Origin of the sequence: Mogibacterium timidum ATCC 33093, from assembly GCF_000525775.1 — a bacterium.
GTDB lineage: Bacteria > Bacillota > Clostridia > Peptostreptococcales > Anaerovoracaceae > Mogibacterium > Mogibacterium timidum.
Genome location: NZ_JALU01000016.1, coordinates 1 through 22,907, shown reverse-complemented (window position 1 = coordinate 22,907; position 22,907 = coordinate 1). Strand labels below are relative to the sequence as shown.

At 44.1% G+C, this 22,907-nt stretch carries 20 protein-coding genes and 1 tRNA gene; 2 read left to right on the top strand and 19 right to left on the bottom strand.

The window, feature by feature from the left end; all coding sequences use genetic code 11:
• Nucleotides 1-7: 7 nt before the first annotated feature.
• From ftsZ to HMPREF0581_RS03745, 16 genes are all read right to left on the bottom strand, one after another.
• The gene (ftsZ, locus tag HMPREF0581_RS03820; RefSeq protein ID WP_009643144.1) at nt 8-1,147 is read right to left on the bottom strand and encodes a cell division protein FtsZ; all 1,140 of its coding nucleotides are present in this window, start codon (nt 1,145-1,147) and stop codon (nt 8-10) included.
• Between the two features lie 148 nt (nt 1,148-1,295).
• Nucleotides 1,296-2,225 (bottom strand): cell division protein FtsQ/DivIB, encoded by a 930-nt coding sequence (locus HMPREF0581_RS03815; protein ID WP_036380594.1) that lies wholly within the window; start codon nt 2,223-2,225, stop codon nt 1,296-1,298.
• A gap of 8 nt (nt 2,226-2,233) precedes the next feature.
• Complete coding sequence (murG, locus tag HMPREF0581_RS03810; protein WP_009643150.1) at nt 2,234-3,346, bottom strand: undecaprenyldiphospho-muramoylpentapeptide beta-N-acetylglucosaminyltransferase; 1,113 nt, start codon at nt 3,344-3,346, stop codon at nt 2,234-2,236.
• Nucleotides 3,347-3,348: 2 nt separating this feature from the next.
• Nucleotides 3,349-4,566: a putative lipid II flippase FtsW gene (ftsW, locus tag HMPREF0581_RS03805; protein WP_051426922.1), complete on the bottom strand. Its 1,218-nt coding sequence runs from the start codon at nt 4,564-4,566 to the stop codon at nt 3,349-3,351.
• A 41-nt stretch (nt 4,567-4,607) separates the two neighbouring features.
• On the bottom strand, nt 4,608-5,996 hold the full coding sequence (gene murD, locus HMPREF0581_RS03800) for a UDP-N-acetylmuramoyl-L-alanine--D-glutamate ligase (protein ID WP_009643163.1): 1,389 nt from the start codon (nt 5,994-5,996) through the stop codon (nt 4,608-4,610).
• Between the two features lie 31 nt (nt 5,997-6,027).
• Entirely contained in the window at nt 6,028-6,993 is a 966-nt protein-coding gene (mraY, locus tag HMPREF0581_RS03795; RefSeq protein WP_009643149.1) for a phospho-N-acetylmuramoyl-pentapeptide-transferase, read from the bottom strand.
• Nucleotides 6,994-7,008: 15 nt separating this feature from the next.
• Nucleotides 7,009-8,448, bottom strand: coding sequence for a UDP-N-acetylmuramoyl-tripeptide--D-alanyl-D-alanine ligase (locus tag HMPREF0581_RS03790; protein WP_009643141.1), 1,440 nt, complete (start codon nt 8,446-8,448; stop codon nt 7,009-7,011).
• 22 nt (nt 8,449-8,470) lie between these two features.
• Entirely contained in the window at nt 8,471-10,621 is a 2,151-nt protein-coding gene (locus HMPREF0581_RS03785; protein WP_009643148.1) for a penicillin-binding transpeptidase domain-containing protein, read from the bottom strand.
• A 154-nt stretch (nt 10,622-10,775) separates the two neighbouring features.
• Nucleotides 10,776-11,180: an FtsB/FtsL family cell division protein gene (locus HMPREF0581_RS03780; protein WP_156791919.1), complete on the bottom strand. Its 405-nt coding sequence runs from the start codon at nt 11,178-11,180 to the stop codon at nt 10,776-10,778.
• Nucleotides 11,181-11,217: 37 nt separating this feature from the next.
• Entirely contained in the window at nt 11,218-12,147 is a 930-nt protein-coding gene (gene rsmH / locus HMPREF0581_RS03775; RefSeq protein WP_009643146.1) for a 16S rRNA (cytosine(1402)-N(4))-methyltransferase RsmH, read from the bottom strand.
• 8 nt (nt 12,148-12,155) lie between these two features.
• On the bottom strand, nt 12,156-12,587 hold the full coding sequence (gene mraZ / locus HMPREF0581_RS03770) for a division/cell wall cluster transcriptional repressor MraZ (RefSeq protein ID WP_009643154.1): 432 nt from the start codon (nt 12,585-12,587) through the stop codon (nt 12,156-12,158).
• Nucleotides 12,588-12,794: 207 nt separating this feature from the next.
• Nucleotides 12,795-13,547 (bottom strand): acyl-[acyl-carrier-protein] thioesterase, encoded by a 753-nt coding sequence (locus HMPREF0581_RS03765; RefSeq protein WP_009643151.1) that lies wholly within the window; start codon nt 13,545-13,547, stop codon nt 12,795-12,797.
• A gap of 61 nt (nt 13,548-13,608) precedes the next feature.
• Nucleotides 13,609-14,232 (bottom strand): SDR family oxidoreductase, encoded by a 624-nt coding sequence (locus HMPREF0581_RS03760; protein ID WP_009643147.1) that lies wholly within the window; start codon nt 14,230-14,232, stop codon nt 13,609-13,611.
• Between the two features lie 224 nt (nt 14,233-14,456).
• Entirely contained in the window at nt 14,457-15,884 is a 1,428-nt protein-coding gene (locus HMPREF0581_RS03755) for an alanine/glycine:cation symporter family protein (RefSeq protein ID WP_009643161.1), read from the bottom strand.
• A gap of 274 nt (nt 15,885-16,158) precedes the next feature.
• Nucleotides 16,159-17,073 (bottom strand): D-alanyl-D-alanine carboxypeptidase family protein, encoded by a 915-nt coding sequence (locus HMPREF0581_RS03750; protein ID WP_036380590.1) that lies wholly within the window; start codon nt 17,071-17,073, stop codon nt 16,159-16,161.
• A 15-nt stretch (nt 17,074-17,088) separates the two neighbouring features.
• Complete coding sequence (locus tag HMPREF0581_RS03745) at nt 17,089-18,240, bottom strand: double-cubane-cluster-containing anaerobic reductase (protein ID WP_036380588.1); 1,152 nt, start codon at nt 18,238-18,240, stop codon at nt 17,089-17,091.
• Between the two features lie 422 nt (nt 18,241-18,662).
• Here HMPREF0581_RS03745 and HMPREF0581_RS03740 point away from each other — a divergent pair, with 422 nt between their 5' ends.
• Nucleotides 18,663-19,379, top strand: coding sequence for a TraX family protein (locus tag HMPREF0581_RS03740; protein WP_242835193.1), 717 nt, complete (start codon nt 18,663-18,665; stop codon nt 19,377-19,379).
• 439 nt (nt 19,380-19,818) lie between these two features.
• Here HMPREF0581_RS03740 and HMPREF0581_RS03735 read toward each other — a convergent pair whose 3' ends face one another.
• The gene (locus HMPREF0581_RS03735) at nt 19,819-20,352 is read right to left on the bottom strand and encodes a CPBP family intramembrane glutamic endopeptidase (RefSeq protein ID WP_009643145.1); all 534 of its coding nucleotides are present in this window, start codon (nt 20,350-20,352) and stop codon (nt 19,819-19,821) included.
• Between the two features lie 139 nt (nt 20,353-20,491).
• A tRNA-Ser gene (locus tag HMPREF0581_RS03730) sits at nt 20,492-20,579 on the bottom strand.
• Nucleotides 20,580-20,706: 127 nt separating this feature from the next.
• Between HMPREF0581_RS03730 and HMPREF0581_RS03725 the strand changes: the two genes are divergently transcribed.
• Nucleotides 20,707-21,981, top strand: a complete 1,275-nt coding sequence (locus tag HMPREF0581_RS03725) for an L-cysteine desulfidase family protein (protein ID WP_036380585.1) — start codon at nt 20,707-20,709, stop codon at nt 21,979-21,981.
• 271 nt (nt 21,982-22,252) lie between these two features.
• Here HMPREF0581_RS03725 and tnpA read toward each other — a convergent pair whose 3' ends face one another.
• Nucleotides 22,253-22,717, bottom strand: coding sequence for an IS200/IS605 family transposase (gene tnpA / locus HMPREF0581_RS03720; protein ID WP_036379574.1), 465 nt, complete (start codon nt 22,715-22,717; stop codon nt 22,253-22,255).
• Nucleotides 22,718-22,907: the final 190 nt, after the last annotated feature.

Here is a 22,907-nt window from a genome sequence, read left to right as displayed (position 1 = left end):
GTTTCCACTACTTGAGGAAATCAGGAACATCGAAATCAGAAGATCCCTTGTCAGCCTGATTGTCGTCCTTCATAAAATCACTCATGTCAACAATCTGTCCCTCAAGACCGTCTACGTTAACACGGGTGCCTTTCACGCTTGGTCTGGCTACTTCCGGTGTTTCACCAGCGGGAGCTAATCCACCGGTAGTGAAGTCTGTCGCGATAAGTGTGATGGATACCTTATCGTTCATATTCTCGTTAACAGTTGCTCCAAAGATAATGTTAGCTTCAGGGTCTGCCTCGTCCTGAATCTTGCTGGCAATCTTGCTGATATCCTGCATACCAATGTCATATCCACCGCATACGTAAAGCAGAATAGATCTAGCACCATCGATAGAAGTCTCGAGAAGCGGACTCTCGATTGCATTTCTAACCGCATCTTCGATTTTGTTGTCTCCGGTACCAATTCCAACCCCCATGTGAGCAACTCCTCTGCCCTCCATGATTGTCTTGACATCGGCAAAATCAACATTGACTATTCCGTACTCGGAGATAAGATCGGAAATCCCCTGAACACCCTGTCTAAGGACATCATCTGCCATCGAAAAGGCCTCGATCATCGTTGTGTTCTTTTCGCTTGAGTCAATCAGTCTATCATTAGGAATGATAACAAGAGAATCAACGAAATTGGTTAGATACTGAATTCCCTTTGTAGCTCTGTTCCAACGTTTCTTGCCTTCAAATGAGAATGGCTTGGTGACTACTGCGACTGTCAGAGCTCCGCAATCCATAGATGCCTTGGCAATAATTGGGGCAGCACCTGTTCCTGTTCCACCACCCATGCCAGCTGTGACAAATACCATATCTGCATCCTGTAGGTAACTCGAAATCTCCTCGAGAGTTTCTTCGGCCGCCTTCTGACCGATCTCGGGGTTAGCGCCCGCACCGCGGCCTCCGGTAAGCTTCTCTCCAATCTGAATCTTCACTTCAGCCTTACACTTTGCAAGTGCCTGCTTATCAGTATTGACTGCAATAAAGGTTACACCTTGAAGATTCTCGTCAACCATTCTGTTGATAGCGTTGCAACCGCCGCCGCCAACACCTACGACTTTGATGATCGCAGCATTATCTGTGCTGGATACGAAGTCTGAAACAAATTCCATCATAAAGCCCCTCCTATTATCGACTAAATCTAACTAATAATATCATATTGAATCATACAATGCACTATATATACGGTTCTTTTTTACATTCATACCACAAAATACATGGTTTTTGCGGTATTTAATTAACAAATAACTCATATGCGTAATCCTATAATTCCGGAGTAAATGACGCATATCCATCAGATGAAATTGTAATAGTTCCTCGCTTGATATTTCTCTTGAACAGCTCATCCAACACCTTATGCAATCTCCCTTTATCTATTGTGTCCTTTAAATCCTTATACTTGCTCCTAACGACCAATGAATCGTAAACATTAGCAGTGATAAACAGCTCTGTGACGTTTATCTTGGTGAAGTAAACATCGCCACTCTGCATTGAGCCAAGTAGAGACAGCAGATTTTTAAATAAATCGGTGTTGCTTACTCCGACCTGCTCTCCCAGTTCCACTTTCTTAACCTTAAATCCAGTAACTATTGTCAGTTTAGGTTTGGTATTGGTAATCCTCAACAGCGTCCCCTTACCGTCTATGATCAGATATTGATCACCGTAGGTTAACGCTGCAATCTGAATTCTCTCCGTAACATTGATCACAATCGTACTTGGCAGTCTCCTGTACACCCTTGCCTCTTCTATGTAGGGATTTTTCTCCAAATACTTGAGCATCTGTCTTTTATTGAGCTTATATATCAGATTGCGCCCGGTTGTAGCGTGTGCCAGATTGGTAATTTCTTCGTCAGTGTAGTACTTGTTGCCTTGAACATCGATTGTATCTACGGTAAAGAAACCGGACATCGAAAATGCTATAAGCGCTATCAGGATGCCAAGCACTATAAACACTCTTGTAAAGAATCCCGGCTTTTTGAGCTTGCGCTTGCGTTTTTCCCTGCGTTTTTCAATCTCATCCAGTGTGCTCTCATCTCCGACAGTCTCCGTAAAATTATCAGTTACACGCTCTTTGCTATCAATATTATCCGCTCCTGCAACTGTGTTTACTTCATCCGCATTCCCGGCAACAGCATTCCGCTCTCGGCTTCTTTTGTTATTAAGTTCGGGTGTTACATTATTATCCTTGCTCATTATAACCTCTAGCTTCGTCTTGCCCTCAAGTCCTTGATGATTTCCTCGCAAATTATCTTGGCCGCGTCGACAGGTGCCGACCTGTAGCTTCCCTTCTCCATATCCTCGAGGAGTGACGGATCAGTCTTGAGAGCTTTTAAGGCATTGAGAACTCTTATTTCCACGTCGCTATCCTCGGTGATCAGAACCGCTCCTCCATTATCTGCCACAGCCTTTGCATTATAGTACTGATGATCGCCTGTTACATTTGGCGACGGAACAAATATCGCTGCACGACCGGCCATAGTGACCTCGGCAGTAGACAGTGCTCCTGATCTGCAGATTATTACGTTACTGGCAGCGAGCATCTTGGCCATGTCGGAGATATACGGCATAACACGGACATTTGCAGGAACTTCTCTGTTTCCGGCCGCAAGTCGCCGGTTTACATGTTCATAGTAGTCCTTGCCTGTTCCGAATATAATCGTAGTATCCTCATCGTTACCGTAATTGCTGACAATCTCAAGACCGATGTCGTTTATAGTCTCTGCACCGAGGCTACCGCCAAAGGTTAAGACTACAAAGTCGTTCTCCGGAATTTCCAACTCCCTGCGCGCATCACTGCGGCTCTGTTCGCCAAATTCGTTCCTAACGGGATTTCCTGTATAAACGACTTTCGCACTAGGAAAATATCTTCTAGCCGCTTCAAAGCCGAGAAAAACCCTTCTAGCATATTTGGAGAGCAGCTTGTTGGCCATCCCCGGATATGCGTTCTGCTCATGGATATAAATAGGAATTCCGAGCGACTTTGCCGCCAAGGCAACCGGAACACTTACAAAGCTGCCTGTGCTCATGACAAAATCCGGCTTGAAGCGCTTCATGGCCCTGATAGTCTCTCGTTTGCCCTTTTCGTTTTTTAGCAGAGTCTTGGCAAGCTTGAGTGGGCTGCTTCGATCAAACCATCGCGAATCTATGTACTTAAGCTCATATCCGTGCTTTGGAACTATATATTTCTCCATACCTTCATCAGAACCAAGGTATAGAAACTCTGCATTCGCATCTATTTCCTTAAATTGATCTGCAATCGCAAGTGCAGGATAGATGTGACCGCCCGTGATGCCGCCTGTCAATATAATTCTCATCTCTACTTAGCCCTTCCCTGCTTAGAAATATTTAGCATAATTCCCATCGCTGCCATAAATACCCACAATGATGTACCGCCATAGCTTACAAATGGTAGCGTAATACCTGTTGCCGGCATGGAAGCTGTAACGACAGCAACATTGACAACAACCTGAAGTCCCAGCATAATCGAAATACCGGAAGCCATAAACAAGCCCAGCTTGTCCTTAGCCTTGGATGACACCAAAATGCACCTCCAGATAAGGTATAGATATATACCCATCATTATGAACACTCCGATGAAGCCCAGTTCCTCTCCGATGATCGCAAGTATAAAGTCGTTCTGCGGTTCAGGCAGATACAGATTTTTGGATATGCTTTTGCCCAGACCCAACCCTTTGAAACCGCCGTTACCCAGCGCAATAATCGATTGAGACACCTGATAGCCTTCTCCCTGCGCATCCTTGAACGGATCCATCCAATTGGTAAGTCTCGAGTACCAGTGTGTGTGACGGAAGAACAGGAGGATGGACACCATGCCCGCAGCGAGTCCCCCGAACGCAAAAAATATGTATCTCCACGCTAGACCTCCGACAAACAGTATACCTATCATAATTGCCACTATCACTATGGCTGTCGACAAATTTGGCTGTTTGATAATCAGCGCAGCATGCACCGCCATCATTCCAAGGATCAGAGACATCCCTGTCAGACCTTGCTTGGCTCGCTTAGGATTTTCGGATAAATAAGTGGCCGTAAAAATAATCATCGCCAGCTTGGAGATTTCACTTGGAGTGATTCTAATTGGCCCGATAAAAATCCAGCGTCTTGCGAAGTTGACCGTTACGCCAAGAGGCGTGAACAGTAACAGCAGCAGTATCAAGCTGACTACCGCAATCTGCTTATAATATTTTGAATACGAGTGATAATCTATCTTGGAAACAACCAGCAGGATGATAAAGCCTGTAAATGCAAATGCCAGCTGCCTCTTGAGAAAGTAATACGGATCAGTCGACTTGGCTAAAGTCGAATAATAGCCGGCACTGAAAACCATGACCACCCCAAAAGTAGTGAGTACGGCTACAAGCAGGAGTATCACAAAATCACTGTCTGTATACAGGCTCGTCAAGGCGCTGCTAAAGAAACCGCGACCGGCAGAGAGCCGTCCCCTCTTTGCCCCGGATTCTTTGTCGGCCTTCTTATTTGTTCTTTTCTTTTCTATACTGGTTGGTTTCTTCAATTTGGCTTCCCTCTATCCCAAACTTAACCTAATAATATTCGCTACCGAAGAAGTAGGTTTACACAACTTTTGAAGTGTTCACCACGCTGCTCATAATTATCGTACATATCCCAGCTTGCGCATGCCGGCGACAAAAGCACCTTATCGCCTTCTGCTGCGAGTGACAGAGCTTTCTTGACACAATCGTTCATATCATTTTCGAAATATATACTTGTAAATCCAGCCGCTGTCGCCGCCTTTTCTATATCTTTTGCAGCTCTTCCGAGCAGTACAATCGACTTTACTCTACCCGCAAGGTTCTCGCTGAGCTCAGTAAAACCCTGTGCTTTCCCATCACCGCCGGCTATAAGGATAATGTTTTCCTTGAGCGCTTTGAGTGCGATTATCGACGCCTCGACATTGGTTCCCTTTGAATCATTGTAGAATTTAACTCCATCCACAACCCCGCAGTACTCGATTCTATGCTCTACACCCGGGAACTTCTCGATTGCATCAGAGATGGCCTCGCAGTCTATCCCTGCAAAAAACGAAATAGCAGCCGCTGCCAGAGCATTTTCAATGTTATGGTCACCGATAATCTTGAGCTCCTCACTGTTGCATATCTGATGAACGATGCCGTTTTCATCTCTTATTACGATGTAACCGTCTTCCAGATATGCGCCGAATCCGAGGCTTTCCTGTCTGCTAAAAGGAACAACCTTGGCCTTAGTTGCCCTCGACAATGCCAGACACGCCTTATCGTCATAGTTAACAATCATGTATTCATCTTCGGTCTGATTGGAAGCGATAGCTGCCTTACAAGCCCCGTATGCATCCATATTCCCATGTCTGTTCAAGTGATCCGGAGTAAAATTCAGAATAGCTGATACAACAGGCTTAAACTCCGAGATAGTCTCAAGCTGAAAGCTGCTGGCTTCGGCAATCATCCACTCGTCATCTGTCGAATCCTGCACCTTGGAAATAGCAGCTATACCGATGTTTCCGACTACGGTTGATTTCCTTCCTGCCTCCTCAAATATCTTACCGACCAGACTCGTTGTGGTGGTCTTGCCGTTAGTGCCGGTTATGGCAACGTATTTACCCCGGGACAGCCTGAATGCCATCTCAAGCTCTCCAATTATCTCTACACCTGCATTCCTTCCATCTACCAGAAAATCCAGGTTAGGATTTACTCCGGGGCTGAGCACAACCATATCGAAGACGTCCATATGCTCCGGAATGGAACCGAAATAGTATTCAATAGCCTCCCTATCCAGATATGTTATGAATTTAGGATCTAACTTGTCTACGGTGTTGATGTCCTGTGCCGTTACAGTCGCACCAAGCTTGTGCAGCTCCTTAACTGCTGCGATGCCCGAACGCCCCATGCCTACGACAAGGATTTTTTTTGCAGAAACTTCTCTTCTGTACTCATCAACTGTATAACTCATAATTCACTCCCAATATATTCTTTTTATGCAGCTATGCTGCAAAGTACGCAATTGCGCTCGCGCATATTGTCACTAGTGTAAACATCTTGACTACATTGTATTCCTTCATTCCGCCGAGCTCGAAGTGGTGATGAATAGGCGCCATACGAAAGAATCTCTTGCCGCCGGTCTTACGGAAATATGTTACCTGAATTATTACAGATAACGACTCTACTACGTAGATAATACCGGCAATTGGAAGCAAAAACTCTGTCTTGCTCACGATAGCTATTGCCGACAGCACACCGCCAAGTGCCATCGATCCGGTGTCGCCCATAAAAATCCTGGCCGGGTATTTGTTGAAAACAAGAAACCCTATAAGCGATCCGGCAATAGCCACCCCACTGATCATAAGGATATCATTCCCATGAACATAACCTACAAGTGCAAATAATATTGCAACTACCAGAGTTACCGACGAAGCGAGTCCGTCGAGACCGTCGGATAAATTTACACCGTTTGACATAGCGACTTCTGTGATGATTACAAAAGGCATGAAAAGCACACCGAAGTTCACATATATCTTGACAAACGGTATGAATACCTCCGTTCCACTCCCGCCGAATATCATATAGAGACCAATTCCAAGGCTGAACAGTATCTGCAGCATGATTTTTTGTTTGGGCGTCAGTCCAAGATTATTCTTCTTGGCAATTTTCTCGAAATCGTCGAGGAATCCAATTATTCCGAATGCCAGCATCGTCAGGATGATTGCTGTTGTATCCGCTGTCACGTTTCTGTTACATATCATCCCTGTAACTAAGCCCACAATGATACCAAAAACAATCATCACTCCGCCCATAGTCGGAGTTCCGGCTTTCTTCTTATGCGCCTGTGGACCTTCTTCACGTATGAATTGTCCAAACTGCTTATGTCTGAGATATGGTATCAACAGTTTTGTGCCAATCGCCGACACGAACAACGAAATAATAAAAGCAACCAAAAGTGTAATATTCATCTAGCCTCTTCCTTGCTATTTTATAGCTGAAATAACGTCTTCTAGCTTCATGCCACGAGATGCTTTGACCAAAATAACATCTCCTTCTGTGAGCAAATCATTGATTTCCGATATTGCCTCATCTTTATCTGTATATGCGATTACCTCCGGTCCACCATCATATGCAATCCCCTCAGCTTCCTTCGCTGCAACAGCTGCTCTCGCTATAGCTGTCGCATTAGAACCAATTGTGATTAAAAGGTCGATTCCGATATCATGCGCATATGTTCCTACAGACTCATGCAACGCCTCGGATTCATCTCCCAATTCATACATATCACCCAGTATCGCGACACGCCTTGAAGCCTTTGATGAATTTAATATCTTTAGTCCTGATTTCATAGATTCGGGACTTGCATTATATGAATCATCTATAATCGTAAATCTATCTGTCTTTATCACTTCCAGTCGCCCGGAAGAGAACCTCGTATCAGCCAAAGCGCGTATACCGTCTGCAGGGTTGATGCCAAGCTTAACTCCGGCTGCAATCGCAAGTGCCGCGTTGCCGAGGTTATGAGCACCTATTACCGGAATAACGAGCTTATATGTGCCATCGTATTCTGTGAGTCCGAGCTTCACATCCAGAGAGCAGCTAACACCGTCTATGCCGAAATCCCCAATATTATAAACTATAATATTATCGTTAACTTCGCTGCCGACCGTAACCACGTCAGTTCCTGCAGGCACTATTTTTTCAACATTTTTACGACTAAGCTTGTCGCAATCTGAGTTAACAATAATCGAATTACCGACGTCAAAGAATTTCGATATCCCCAGCTTTTCCGCTGTTAAAATATCCCTCGTTCCAAAAGCCTCAAGGTGTGACGTACCGACATTAGTAACAACACCTATATCCGGTCTTGCTATGTCAGCCAGCTCGCTGATATGAACAGAACGTCCTGCGCCCATCTCCAGCACAGCAGCTTCTATATCTTCATCGAAGCCGAAAACAGTTAACGGTAATCCGTAATCACTGTTAAGATTGCCTGGAGTTTTTCCGGTCTTATATTTTGAGCTGAGCACTGCTCCGAGGAAGTCCTTAGTACCGGTCTTCCCTACACTCCCGGTTACCGCCACCTTTAACAATCCGTGCCAGTCCGCAATATACCTCTTTGCGAGCTGCATGAGCGCATCTCTGGTGCAGGACACCAAGATTACTGTCATATCACCATATGCTGCAATCTTATCCCCCCACTCAGTATCTGACACTATTACTGCATGGCAGCCGTTCTCTCTGACAGATGGAAGAAAGTCATGCCCGTCATTTTTCTCGCCTATTACGGCAAAGAACAGAGAACACTCTTTCACCTGTCTAGAGTCAATCGCTACACTTGTCACTTCTGCACTGCCGGCATCTGATAACAGCTTTGATTCCGGTATAGCATCAAGAATGTAGTCAACACTTATCTTTTTCATCGAATTATTCCTCAGACTCGCTTTATTCGCTATATATGTACACAGTCCCGCCCTTTGCGAGCTTATCGCCCTTCTTAGGGTATTGGTCTATTACGAGGAACGAATCCCCCGTGCCCTCAGGCATTTTCTTGGCCTTGAGTCCCGCAGCTTCTATCTTGCTGATAGCTTCGCTGCTGTTAATTCCCGTTACATCAGGTACGGTAACCTCAGCCTTAGCCAGTTCGCTTTGCTCACTCTTGGAGTATTTGCGTTCAACACCCTTATATATCAAGGTCTTTTCGAGTATCCTTTTGACAATTGGTCCTGCATTTGCAGCTCCAAAAATGCTCTTTTTAGGTCTTGTTACCATTACGAGTATCGAAATCTGCGGATCATCCATCGGCGCCATCGCGATGAATGACGCAATAGTCTGTTCAGAATAGCCCGAGTTCTCTGCGATATTTGCAGTACCGGTCTTACCACCAACTCTATAGCCCGGCAGATACGCGCTGGTTCCACCGCCTTCAGCTACGTAATACTCCATGATAGAACGCATCTTGTCCGCTGTACCCTTCGACACGGTCTGTCTCACGCGTCGGTCCCTGACGGTCTTCTTGACCTTGCCATCCGGCCCGACAACCTGCTTCACAACCTTAGACTGCATCATAACTCCGTTATTACCGAGAGAATTTATAGCCGTCATCAGCTGGATTGGCGATATAGCAATACCCTGTCCATATCCCATAGTCGCAATATCGACATTGGATACAGCGCTCTGATTCTTGACGATGGAATCAGCTTCTCCCGGCAGATCAACCCTTGTCTTCTGTGTAAATCCAAAAATATCTATATACTTATAGAAGTTGTACTTGCCCATATCTAGCGCAACTCTTGCAAGTGCAGGGTTACATGAGTTTCCGACTGCCTCGGTGATGTTCTGGGTGCCGTGTGGAACCGGACTCCAACACTTGAGGCTAGTTCCATCAACATTGATATATCCCGGGTCGCTGTACCTCGAAGCATCAGTGGTCGTTCCGCTCTCGATTGCAGATGCAGCTGTAACCAGCTTAAATGTCGAACCCGGCTCATACAGCCCGCTGACTGCAGGATTTGTCCACATCCTGCTCAGATATGCGCTCTTGTCCTTCGTGCCTAGCTCCTTGAATTTCTTTGCTTCATCGCCGGACGGAGTATATGGGTTGTTAGGGTCGTAGCTTGGCGTGCTTGCCATAGCCAGGATATCGCCTGTCTTAGGGTTCATTACTATGCAGGTTATGGATTCGGCCCCCGTATCCTTCATACCCTCACTAAGTGCGTCTTCAACATAGTGCTGTATTACTTCATCTATTGTGGTTACCAGACTATCTCCATTCTTGGGCGAATAGTATTTACTGCTACCTACTGATAGTGCATTGCCATAGATATCGGTAGTTCTCACTACTCTTCCCTTGATACCGGCAAGTTTCTCGTTGTACTGGAACTCAAGTCCGTTCAGGCCTACATTTTTGTTGTCGACCGATCCGAGCAGTGTCGAAGCAAAGGTTCCATTTGGATATGACCTGGTAACCTTTGTCTTGACAACTATATCACCGCCCCAAAGTTTCTGAGCCTTGTTGACCTGATCCTGATCTAAGCCTTTTGCCAGCAAAACCAGATTATCCTTGCCGGACAGAATTTTCTTCATATCCTTGCGTTCCGCGCCTGCAAGCCTAGTGAGCTCACTCAGGTTCTTCTCCTTAGCAGCTTTGTCTAGTTCCTTATTTTTGTACAGGTTCTGCGAATAACCATATAACTCGTACTTTGTAACGGTTTGTGCCAACACCTTTTTGTTCCGGTCATATATATTGCCTCTGATCGGATCGAGTTCTGTATCGATTTTCTGCATCTCGGCCGCCTTGGCATCAAGGTCATCAGCCCTTATAACCTGCCAGAATGCGAGTCTAAATATCAGAATCGTAAAGCATATCGCAATAATAAGGAACCCGAACCCGAGTCTGCTCTTATTTTCCGCAGTTACAGCAGTAACCGCGCCCCTGCGGCTCTGTGCGCCGGAAGCGCCGCGTTGCTGCACATCGGAGGACATGCGGGAAGCGGAAGCTGTTTTTTTGACAGAATCACCGCCTGCCTTGGACACCTTGCTCTTGCGAGAAGTCCTTTTATTTATCTTATTTAAAGGATTGCGGAACTTTGCCATCCATTGTCTCCTAAATCAATCTCAAAATTTCCATACTTACATAGATTATATTATATACCATATCGCGCTATTTTACCGCAGAATAACATGTATATCCTAAAAGGCCACCGACCCGAATAAGGATCAGTGGCATTCTATAATCAATACGGATTATTTATTCGTAAGCTTCATCCTTGATTGCCGATGCTAGGTTTGTCTTGCCTGAGCTCTTAGAATCGCCTACTGTAATGCAGTTCTGCGACTCTGAATGTACCATCCCGTATTTCTCGGTTGCTGTCTTCTCAATCTTGTTAATGTTGCTTGCGTCGTTAATCTTGGTATTCAGCGAATCTATCTCTGCCTGAATATAATCATTCTTCTTCTGAAGCTCGTTGTTTTTCCGGTTGAGATTCGCCGCAAAAGCCGACATCACAACAACCGAAAGGCATAACACTCCTACCAGAAGTACACATGCCAATATTTTTGAATTTTGCTTTGCCTTTGCGTTGCGGTTGCCAGTTACCTTTGTTTTTCTGACCACACCAACACCGCTGTTCATTGCGCCTGCACTTGTTGCCATCTGCATTTCCTTCTTCTCCTTTGCTGAATACCCGCTGTTAAAGCTTCTCTATTACTCTGAGCTTTGCACTCCTGGCCCTCGGATTCTCTTCGAGTTCATGCTCGCTCGCTACTATCGGTTTGCTTGTCACCTTGGTAATGTCTGCCACCTTACCACATATACACACGGGTAATTCCGGCGGACACGTGCAAGGATTTGCTCTCTTATTAAACGCTACCTTCACGATTCTGTCTTCTAGCGAGTGGAACGTAATCACTGCCATCCTACCGCCCGATGCAAGCAGGTCAGGAAGCTTCTCCATAGCCCGGCTCAAATGCTCCAGCTCTCCGTTGACTTCAATCCTTATCGCCTGAAATGTTCGTTTGGCCGGATGAGGTCCGGTCCTTCTCGCCGAAGCGGGGATCGCTGCCTTGATAATCTCGACAAGTTGTCCGGTCGTCTCAATCTTTGCTTCACTCCTCGCCTTGACGATGAACTTGGCAATTCTCGATGCCCATCTCTCCTCACCATATTCCTTGATGATACGAAACAGTTCCTTTTCAGAATACTCATTTACAACCTGATAGGCTGTAAACAAATCATCCTCGTTCATGCGCATATCCATCGGTGCATCGTGCATGTAAGAAAATCCTCGCTCCGCTGTATCAAGCTGATACGATGAAACTCCCAAGTCAAGCAGAATTCCATCCACACTTCCACATTCAGCTTTGATAGCATCGATATCGCTGTAGTTAGCGTGGATAAAGGTTTTTTTGCAGTCATAATCGGCCAGCCTGTCTTCTGCCGCTCTGAGGGCAATGCTGTCTCGGTCGACAGCTAGGAGATGACCTTTCTCGCTGAGCCTCTCACATATACCGGAAGAATGGCCTCCTCCGCCTACTGTTCCATCCATATAAGTTCCGTTCGCCCTGATACCTAACGAATCAATCACTTCATTGAATAGTACCGGTACATGCTCAAATGTCATCTCTTCTCCTACAACCCATACTCTGCTAGCTTAGCGATGAAATCTTCGTCGTCCATCGGATTATCATCCTCATTTTCGTCAAAGGCTTCTTTGCTCCAAATCTCTATCTTGTCCATCGCACCTAGTGTCACCAGTTCCTTGTCAATCCTTGCGTACTTCTTGAGATTGGTCGGAATAATTACTCTACCCTGGGAATCAAGCTTACATTCACTCGCTTGAGAGAACAGCTTTCTGATGAACTCTCTGATAGCCGGATCTGACTGTCTAAGCTCTTTGAGCTTGTCTGCGAGCATCTCCCAGTCCTCCATCGTGTAGATGTAGATGCATCGGTCGTAACCTCTGGAAAGCATACACTCGCCACCGAGCTGATTTCTATACTTGGCCGGTATGATCATCCGGTTCTTGCTATCTATTGAATTTTCGTAAGTCCCGGTAAACATCTATCGTCCTCTGTACACGTCAGCTCTAGTTTTCACTCTTGCTCCTCCATTTTAAACCACTTCACACCACTTTTCAACACAATATTGGTATTTATTGTGATTTTTCAACACATAATTTAATTTTCAACATAAAAAGGGGAAAGACTACCTTTCCGCAGTCTTTCCCTTAAACAAACTATCTCTATGAATTATCTTTTAATAAATTTATTAAATACTTTTTAGCCCTATAGCCGCCTCGATATTGGTCTCCCCATCAGCCTCCGTGTAGAAATATATAAGCTTGTCAGCCCGTGGGTCCATATCACCCGGTTCAACAGCTCTACTTGTGTATACCACGAACTCACTCTCAAACGGAGCTTCGTGAACATAACGCAGGTTCATTGATGTTATAAAATATTTCTCCGCCTCCGGAATATTATCATACAGCTTGGTCGCATATACGGTGTTGTTCATGTGTCCATTGATATCTATCATAGAACGGTTAACAACGGTTCTCTCCACATCTTTAAATTCAAGCTCCTTCGGCAACCTGAATCTCTTGGGAATGCTCAGCTTGGGGGTCTCATCCCTAGAGTAAGAAGACATATCATAATCCTTATTGAGTATCAGCTTGCCCGTTTCTGTATTGACGAGCGCCCAGACTCCAAGAGCTCTAGCTATGACCCTTCCTTCCTTAATCATCTCATAGCCCCGGGGAAAATTCGCCGCCTTCCCCTGTATAACCCACGTCTCAACATCTACATCCGAATACTTCTGAGCCGGCTCAAAAATCTCAATATTCATGCGGCTAACTACGAAAGACTTGTGCTCTTTTATATACAAATCATCATAAGATACGGCCTCTGCCCTCATCTGCCTTTCACCGCTCTCCTGCATCAGCTGCATCAGTTGCATCGGCTTAATTGCACCATTTAAGTCTACCTCGTAAGATCTTATGTTATAATGCTCCTTGAATTTCATCCTTACCTCTTTTTTCTATATCCCTTTTTCTATACTTTGGTAACTGAATGCACGGCATATATTACAGCCGTATAATCTGTCCGGTTATAAACGAAGAATCGCTAGAAGCAAGCTGTCTCACAGCCTCGAACACATGACTGCCGGCATAATCGCTATTCCGGTAGATAATAGCATTCACGTGAATACCGACGCTCCTCATCGACTCCGACAGCGACCTCGTCAAGCCTTCTATATATGACTCCATGATTTTGCTTGCAAATCCGGAATTTTCATCCTTTGCAGCGGCTATGATAATACTCCCTCCGTTTCGATTCATGAACGGTCTAAGCGCCCTGATTGTATAAAACAGACCGTCAATTTCAGCGATAACTTCACGCCTCCACTTTTCACCGCTCATGTCATCAAAGTCAGTATCATTTGCGAGATCAATATTACATACTAACGTATCAAATTCGTCGTCAAAATACCCTCTGAGCACCTCTCTCGCCGACCAAAGGGAATCAAGCTTTGCAATTTTGCATCTGATATTTAATGCACTCGCCTCTCTGCTTAGAGCAAGAGCCTTGTCATAGGAATGGCTGTAAAAGAAGGCAGTTGATGCTCCGTATGAAGCAAAGCCCCTGACAAGTTTATCGCCATTTGCACTTACGCCGTCAGTAACAACTACACGTTTGCCTTTTCTCATTGTAACGACCTCCAAATCCAGCTTATGAACAGACTTAATGTTATCACTTCATCCCTAATACATCAAGAGACCGTGTACGCTTGCACATACTCGCGGTCTCTTAACATTTATTATATTGAATATTATATTTTGTATTGAAGCATACAGTCTAGCAACAACCGCCAGACTACATCAACTTATACGTTTCTATACATTGATCCTGCCAACACTGACTTCAAATTGAACTACTTCCAGAAATCCGTTTCACCCTTGATGCCGATATGAGCAGCTATAAAGTGCGGTTCAATCCCTTCGTATCGCTGCTTCCTATAATCGTTGAGGCACTTGATGGCAATTCCGCCGAGAATGAGTATTACCGGAACGTTTGTGATGACCATCAGTCCCTGTGCCATATCAGCCATATTCCACACGAGATCGGCCTGCGATACAGCACCTACGTATACAAGAACAATGGCCGCGACTCTGAAAATAATCTCCTCGCTTCGTTTGAGATCTCTCTTGAGGACGAAGGCGAGGCAGCCTTCACAATATGAATAGTTGCCAATCAAGGTGGTGAACGCAAAGAAACACATCGAAACGGAGATGAAGATAGGTCCGAAGTTTCCGAGAGTAGAATGAATAGCGGCCTGCACGTAGCCCGCGGCATTTGCGGCATCTCCATCGATATACGCATGAGGATTTACATCTGTAATCAAGCACAGAAAAGCAGTCGTAGAGCAGATAAGCAGTGTATCGATAAATACGGAAAGCATCTGTACGAGCCCCTGCTTTACAGGGTGCGAAACATCAGCGGTTGCAGCAGCATTAGGAGCGGATCCCATACCGGCTTCGTTGGAGTAGAGACCTCTCTTGATACCGAACATAATGCAGGATCCTGTAAACCCTCCAAATATGGCCTTGAAATCAAACGCGTTCTTGAAAATCGTGCCAAACATATGTGGAACGTTCTTGATGTTGAGAATGATAACAATCAGAGCTACACCAACATACACGACACCCATCACAGGAACGAGCACCTTCGTTACATCCGAAAGTCTCTTTGCACCACCCAAAACAATCGCTCCAAAAGCAATAGCAAGAATTACTCCGATAACCTTAGGGGTGTTCTCATTGTAAAAGCTGAAGGTATTAAATGTCGACTGCAGGTTATATGCAGCGAGCATGTTGTATCCTACAGCATATGTAAACATAACGATAATCGAGAAGAATACACCGAGCCATCTGGCATTGAGTGCATCACGCATATAGTATGCCGGTCCACCATAGCTGTTCCCTTCATGGTTTCTCTTCTTATAAATCTGAGCCAACGTCGACTCAATGAATGCCGTCGCACCGCCAAACAGTGCGGTCAGCCACATCCAGAATATCGAACCGGCACCACCCAGTATGATAGCAGTCGCAACACCGATGATGTTGCCGGTACCAACTCGAGATGCGGTCGAAACCATCAGCGCACCGAATGAAGAAATGCCGTTCTCAGACTTAGGCTTCTCTGAAACTACCTTGATTGATTCCTTGAACATGCTGAGCTGTATGAATCTGGTGCGCATAGTAAAATACAGACCACCGGCCAGCAGCAGAAGCGGTACAAGCCATGGTCTGTACAGCACATCGCTAACCGCGAGTACCACATCATTAATCGCTTTTTCCATAAATAATTCTCCCTGACAAATAAATTCGCAAAAGCTATAACGTATAAAGTAAAAGTTTTTGGCATAAAAAGCTGATGCACGATTTACCCTTATAATCATGCATCAGCCGTGGAAATTATAGCATATTCTAAAAATTGTGTCTAATATTTGTATTATATTTAAAAATTTGTTTGCCTTAAGCAAATCTGTCAGCTTCATAAGCGTATAACACTTGACTTCATGCTGATATCAGACATCAATTGGATAGGGTCATGCAGAGTCGAAAATCTGAACTCTAAATATTATTCATGACCTTCAACACGTCATCGACGTGTCCGTAAGTCTTACCATCAGCCTTGAGCCCCAGTGTAACAACAATATATCGTTTGCCATTTTTCTCGACTAAAACCGCAAGGCTCTTTCCGGCTTGCGGAGTATAACCGAACTTGCCTCCGATAATTTTCAGTCCCGCAGACCTGTATTCCTTGAATTTATCTACAACATCATTGGGAAAAGAAATACCGTCAGGATGCTCAGAGGTTCGTGCAGATGTGTAATTTTCAGCGGTAAAAATCTCATAGTAATCCTTATCATCGAGCGAAACTCTGAGAAGCTTAGCCACGTCCTCGGCCGTCGAGTACTCTTCTCCATTGTATACCCCATCAGGTGTCGCATAATGAGTATTAAAAAGTCCTATATCTTTAGCTTCTTTATTCATCTCATGTATAAAATTCTCTGAATTTCCACCTAGAATTTCAGCTATCGAGTTGGCACACACTCCATCCGACCGCATAATCATAGCGTGAAATAAATCCTCCCAGGATGTCTGCTCCCCAACTTCGTATCCGATCATGAATTCATTCTGCTTCTTGACTAACTTATAAGCTGAGCTCGTCACACTGCATTGATCAGAAAGTCTTATGCTCTTTGCTCTCATAATCTCCAGGGCTTTTCGGCAGGTCATCAGCTTGGTGAGAGAAGCGACGGGCAGTCGTTCATCCCCATTGATATCTACTTGAACCTTGTCATCAGTGAGATTGTACACATATATACTCTTGCTGTTATAGCCTTTCAAATGCTTTCCATCCCCCGAAGTTTCGCGATTATGAACGGTAAGTGACCGCAAAGAAAAAGCGGCTGCGAACAAAATTACACCTGCAATTATTATCAGAAATATTGTTTTTCGTTTTTTATCGCTCTGATTGCTCATGCACTTTATATTCCTTTATAGCATCTCGAGAAATGCCGTAATTCTAGTGTTGAGCTGTCCTACATCTGCCTGAGAATAATCAGTCTCAACACTTAGATATGGGATTCCTTTCTTTTCCGTCACAAACTTTTCGATTGACTTTGATTCGATGTTATAGGTCAGACAAGCCGTTAGTGACATGTCGATTACACCATCAACGTTATACTGATCGATTAACTTGTCAAGGAGCTTATATCTGCTGCCATTTGGAGTCATTACCGAGCATCCGATATTTAAATATCTATCTGCAATCGCACCGATGATATCGTCGCCATCCTCATCAACAAGCTCATCAAAGTTCTTGTAGCCCGAACAGTTCTCATAACATACGACAACTCCTCCATTATCTTCGATAGCCTTAACCACCTTGAGTGTGCCGCTTCCCATCGGGCAGCCGGTAATCAAGATGCGCGCACGTTTATCCAACATGTTGCCCTTTATATACTCATCCTCAATTCTATCAGTTAGACTGATGAGAGATTCCACAAGCTCATCCTTGTCGAAATTGAACGTGCTGCCATATACTGTATTGAACAGATCCAGTCCTGTGATCGGGGCCGGATCATGCATCATAACCTCTGAAAGCTTTCTCTGTGCTTCCCTCTCTCGATTCTTAAGGTTAACTGCAGCTCGAAGCTTCTCCTCTGTTATCTCAGTTCCAAATCTGTCGCTTAAGTAATTGATAATCTTGACCACCTCTGATCGCCACAGCTTTCTGCCCTCTTCATCCTGGCTATTGGGCAGCTTCATCAGATATAGCTCTTTGAAGTCAGCCATTAGCTCATACATCTTCTTCTTACCATCGCAAGTCGTCTCACCCACAACCACATCGGAAAAGTGGAAATAAGGACACTTATCGGATTTTGCAAATCCATAGCTCGACTTGATTAGTGGACACAGGTTTGCCGGCAAATCCTTCTCCGCCTCTGAGATAGGTTCATCAGACATTGAGCATAGTCCGATAGGAGCAGCGCCTGCCGCCATCGCGATCTCCTGTGGGAAGTATGTGCAGTACGCACCGACAACAGGTGTTCCGGACTCCTTTATTTCCTTTACGGTTAGAAAAGAATTCCTTCTCTGTTCAGAAAAGCTCTCGAATATCTCCGGCAAATCTTTGATAAGTTCCATATATAACCTCCTCGTCCGTCATTTTACTGTTATCCAATCTATGAAAGTCATCTCTATATACTGAATCTATAGCAGATCACTATCAATAACCATTAGCTTGCCAGCTGATAAATGTAAAGTTTACATCAACTTTACATTTCTTGCAATTTTCAGAATATGTATTTGACAGTTTTTACACCAATTATTAATTTTTTCAATACGGAATTTTACTTTAGCGTACGCCTTTCTCTCGGGGATATTGGCGAGAAGAGATTTTTGTATCTCATATGGCGAAAAAAGTTAGAACCATAGACATATGGTCGTTGATATCGTACTTATTAAGCATTTATTAATTGAGCTCAATCCATCTATGCAAGCACCTCGTAAGATGCTATATTACAGGAAATGCCAAGCACATTAATTTAAAAATTGGAGAATACACCATGAACAATCCTGCAATAAAAAAGCTCAAGGTCATGTCAGGTGCACAGCTAAAATACATAGCGTTCCTGTCTATGCTGATCGACCACATTAACAAGGCGCTTATCTACCCGTATCTCAAGGGCGGTGCTTTTAACACTGTAAGCAACCTATTTGACATACTAGGTAGAATTGCCTTCCCTATCTTCGTATTTCTTCTTGTAGAAGGGTATTTCAAAACTAGGAATAAATGGCGTTACCTCGCTACATTACTGATATTCGGAGTGATTTCGGAAGTGCCGTTCGATATGTTTACGACTTCCGAATACTTTAACATAAACTGGAATAATATCATGTTCACACTCGGACTCGTGCTAATCACCATATGGGTCATTGATACACTAAAGGTCAAGATGGAATCTCTGCCATTACCCGCATGGTTCCTCGTGTCGTTTGCAATCGTTGCCGTTTCGTGTCTGATAGCTATGAATCTGAGCCTCGATTATGAGCATCACGCAATACTGGTCGGCTACTTCTTCTACATCTTCCATGAACGTGAATTGCTATCTATTCCTTTTAACTTTGCATCGATGTACAAGGAGCCGTGGGCACTACTGGGATTCGGTTTGGTGCTCACATACAACGGCAAGAGAGGCAGACAGAGCAAGCCGGTTAACTACCTGTTCTACCCTGTTCACCTGCTTATATTAGGGCTGATAAGGATGAAGCTTGGGGTGTAAGTTATATAATAATTCAATACTCTACCCTGATTTGTTCAGCACATGCAAAAATGCCTGATTTTAAGAACCAGACCTTTTTGCATGTGCGAAATGTGGAGTTAGGAATATTTCGATCGATATGTAGATATGGCCAATACCCGAATCAGATTATGCAGGTACACGCCTCAAAACTGAATGCGATATGCTTCTTCAAATAAAGGTTACGTCAAGCAGCAATATCAATATTCAGGTTGTCTTCTTTTTATACGTATCCTCACTTTTTGTAATTAGATTCTAAAGCATGGCACTGTTCTATGGTCATTTGTAAAATATTTTTGGTAATTAGTAGAAAGGCTCAAAAAATAGCAGTGCACCATTTTTTAGATACTATTTTATTCATATGTAAATCATCCGTCAAAATTCTGAATCTTACTACAAAAAAATAATCTATTTCATTACATCACGTGAAATTATGTAGGAGCACAAATATTGATGCAAATAAATTATTCAGTGAATGTATCGTAATAGCGATAACAATATTCTCCGTTTTCTTATATACGATTCCTATACCGGTACCCAGAATAAAATATGGAATCATTGCAACACTTAATCCGACATGTGTTATACCAAACAAAATACCAGTTAAGCATGGAGATATCCACCATGCTACTGTTTTTGTCTTTTCATCCAGCATTTTTTGTATTATGACACGATAAATGATTTCTTCAACTATAGGACACAAACATATAGCTACCACCAGAGTTGCACATGCTACTATTCCTTGATTCAGCAACATTCCCTCAACTTCAATCTCGTTTCTTGACTTAATCGCACCCGCATAATAAGTATTAATTAACAGGCTTGAAAATATCGATATTGATTCGATAACAACAAACCACATTAGAACATTTTTTAAGATATACCATTTTGAAACACCTTTAATACCGCCACACAATACATCCTTATATATGTGTCGTAACACTACGGCCATCATTATAAATACTATCAGATTAATAGTATCCCATAATATTTTTGCCGTATTTCAATCCATAATTCAATGGCAATCTTGTGGCAATTTTTATCAAAAACAAAAATAAAAAGTCCCGGAACCGTTGAAATTCCAAGACTTTTTCTGGCGGAGGACATGGGACTCGAACCCACGGGGCTGTTACGCCTTACCTGATTTCCAATCAGGCTCCTTAGCCACTCGGTCAATCCTCCACACGCGACTAAATGCATTTATATTCAAATCGTGCTTAATCAGGTTAACACAAACAGACTTCAAACGCAAGCCGTTATTATACCGACACTTGTGATATCATTTAGCTATAGTAGAAAGGAGTCCGACATGCATGAACTTATTGAACTACTCAGCTCTGATATGAAACCCGCCCTCGGTGTCACTGAACCCGGTGCTATTGCCTATGCGGTGTCAACAGCCTGTTCTTATCTCTCCGGCAGGGCAGAACGAGTTGATCTTCGTTTAAACAGCGGAATATACAAGAACGCATTTACCTGCGGAATCCCGAACAGCACTCACCTCGGCAATCTCTATGCTGCCGCTCTCGGTGCGATTGCTGCCAACCCGGAGCTGGGATTGGAATGTCTATCCACCGTCACACCGGAAGACAATACAGCTGCCGAGACCATGATTAAATCCGGAGCGATTACTGCCGAGGTTTCAGAGATCAGCAGCCGCATACACATTGAGGCAATGGTATACTGCGGTGATGAGTCTGCTACGGTCATCATCCGGGACAGCCATACCAATATCAGCTGCATCAAGCATAATGGCAAGGTTGTCATGGGAAATGAGCATAACGATGAGACACGCGATGATCCGCTCGCAGTGCCGATTATTCACAAATACACGCTTAGCGACTTTGTCGAGCTGATCGAAACCGTTTCATACGACGATATAGCATTTATAAGAGAAGCCTATGCTGTTAACCTCGCGCTTTTTGATACCGCTATGGCTAGTGACCGAACCACGTTTGCCGGATCGCTCTTCAAGAAAAATGGCAACAAGGTAATCAGCGACAATGATGTAGATACCGCCAGTCTACTCTGCAACGCCGCAATCGAAGCCAGAGTCCTCGGTCTCGACGCCCCTGCGATGAGCATCACCGGTTCAGGAGCGCACGGCATAATAGCCACGCTCCCTCTCTATGGTTACTGCAAAATCCATAATATAGATGAGGAGAAGCTTCTCCGAGCAACCGCGCTGAGTTATCTCATCTGCACATACATAAAGGAATATTCGGGAAGGCTTTCTGCGTTTTGCGGCTGCGCAATTGCTGCCGGAAGCGGCATGGCGTGCGCACTGGTTTACCTAGATGGCGGAAATGTAGATGATATGCGCAGATGTCTTAACAACATGGCCAGCAGTATCACCGGCATGATTTGTGACGGCGGCAACCACGGCTGCGTCATGAAGGGTATATCCGCTGTGGACACGGCTTTCCGTTCCAAGGATTTTGCCATATCCGGAATCTGCATTGAAAACATGCACGGAATCAACGGAGCAACTCCTGAGGATACGATGCGAAACATGGGTCTTATCGCATCTCCCGGGATGGTTAAGACCGAAGAAACTATTCTGGACATCATGAAGTCAAAATAATCTAACGGAGTCTATGATCAGGACTGACAGGTCTCATATGATGCTTTTACGTACATTTGCCGGGAGCGATATGTCTATAGTAAGCATTTAAGATTATATGCATATTTTATATGCTATTGATACATGATGTACCGGTTATAGACCTATAATCATAACCACCGGCTCAGCCGGTGATTTGTTTTGGCCCTATAAGGGCCTTTTACCTGCTGCATCTTAAGATGCGTTGAATAGATTCGCCAACCGCACGTATTTTCCTACAAGTCCTAAAGGACTACTTCATCTTTTCTCCTGTGAATGGATCAATATACTCTTTCAGCGTCATTTGATCATCTACTATGTCGTCTTGAAGTTGTGTACGTATGTATTCAGCTATTTTCTTTTCGTTTTTCCCTACTGTATCAACATAGTACCCTCGGCACCAAAAGTGTCTATTCCCATACCTGTATTTTAAATTTGCAAATTTATCGAATATCATAAGAGAACTTTTCCCTTTCAAATATCCGACTATTTGCGACACAGAATACTTTGGCGGTATTTCTACAAGCATATGTATATGGTCAGGGCATAGCTCTGCCTCAACAATGTTGATACCTTTTCTTTGGCATAGGATTCTTATCATCTTTCCTATTTCCACTCGGTACTTCCCATATATTTCTTTTCTTCTATACTTCGGTGCAAATACTATATGATATTTACATCTCCAGCTTGTGTGTGCTAGAGTATTTTTGTCATCCATGATGGCAACCTCCTTTGTTATTTGATATGGTTGGCGAACCAACATCATGATAACATTGGAGGTATTTTTCTTGAAGCTAAAGCTATCCTAATCACACCGGCATAGCCGGTGGTTTATTGATTCACCTCGCTATCGCTCGGCGAATCCTCTGCTAAAGCAGAACCAACGAAAATCGCACATGACAGATTTG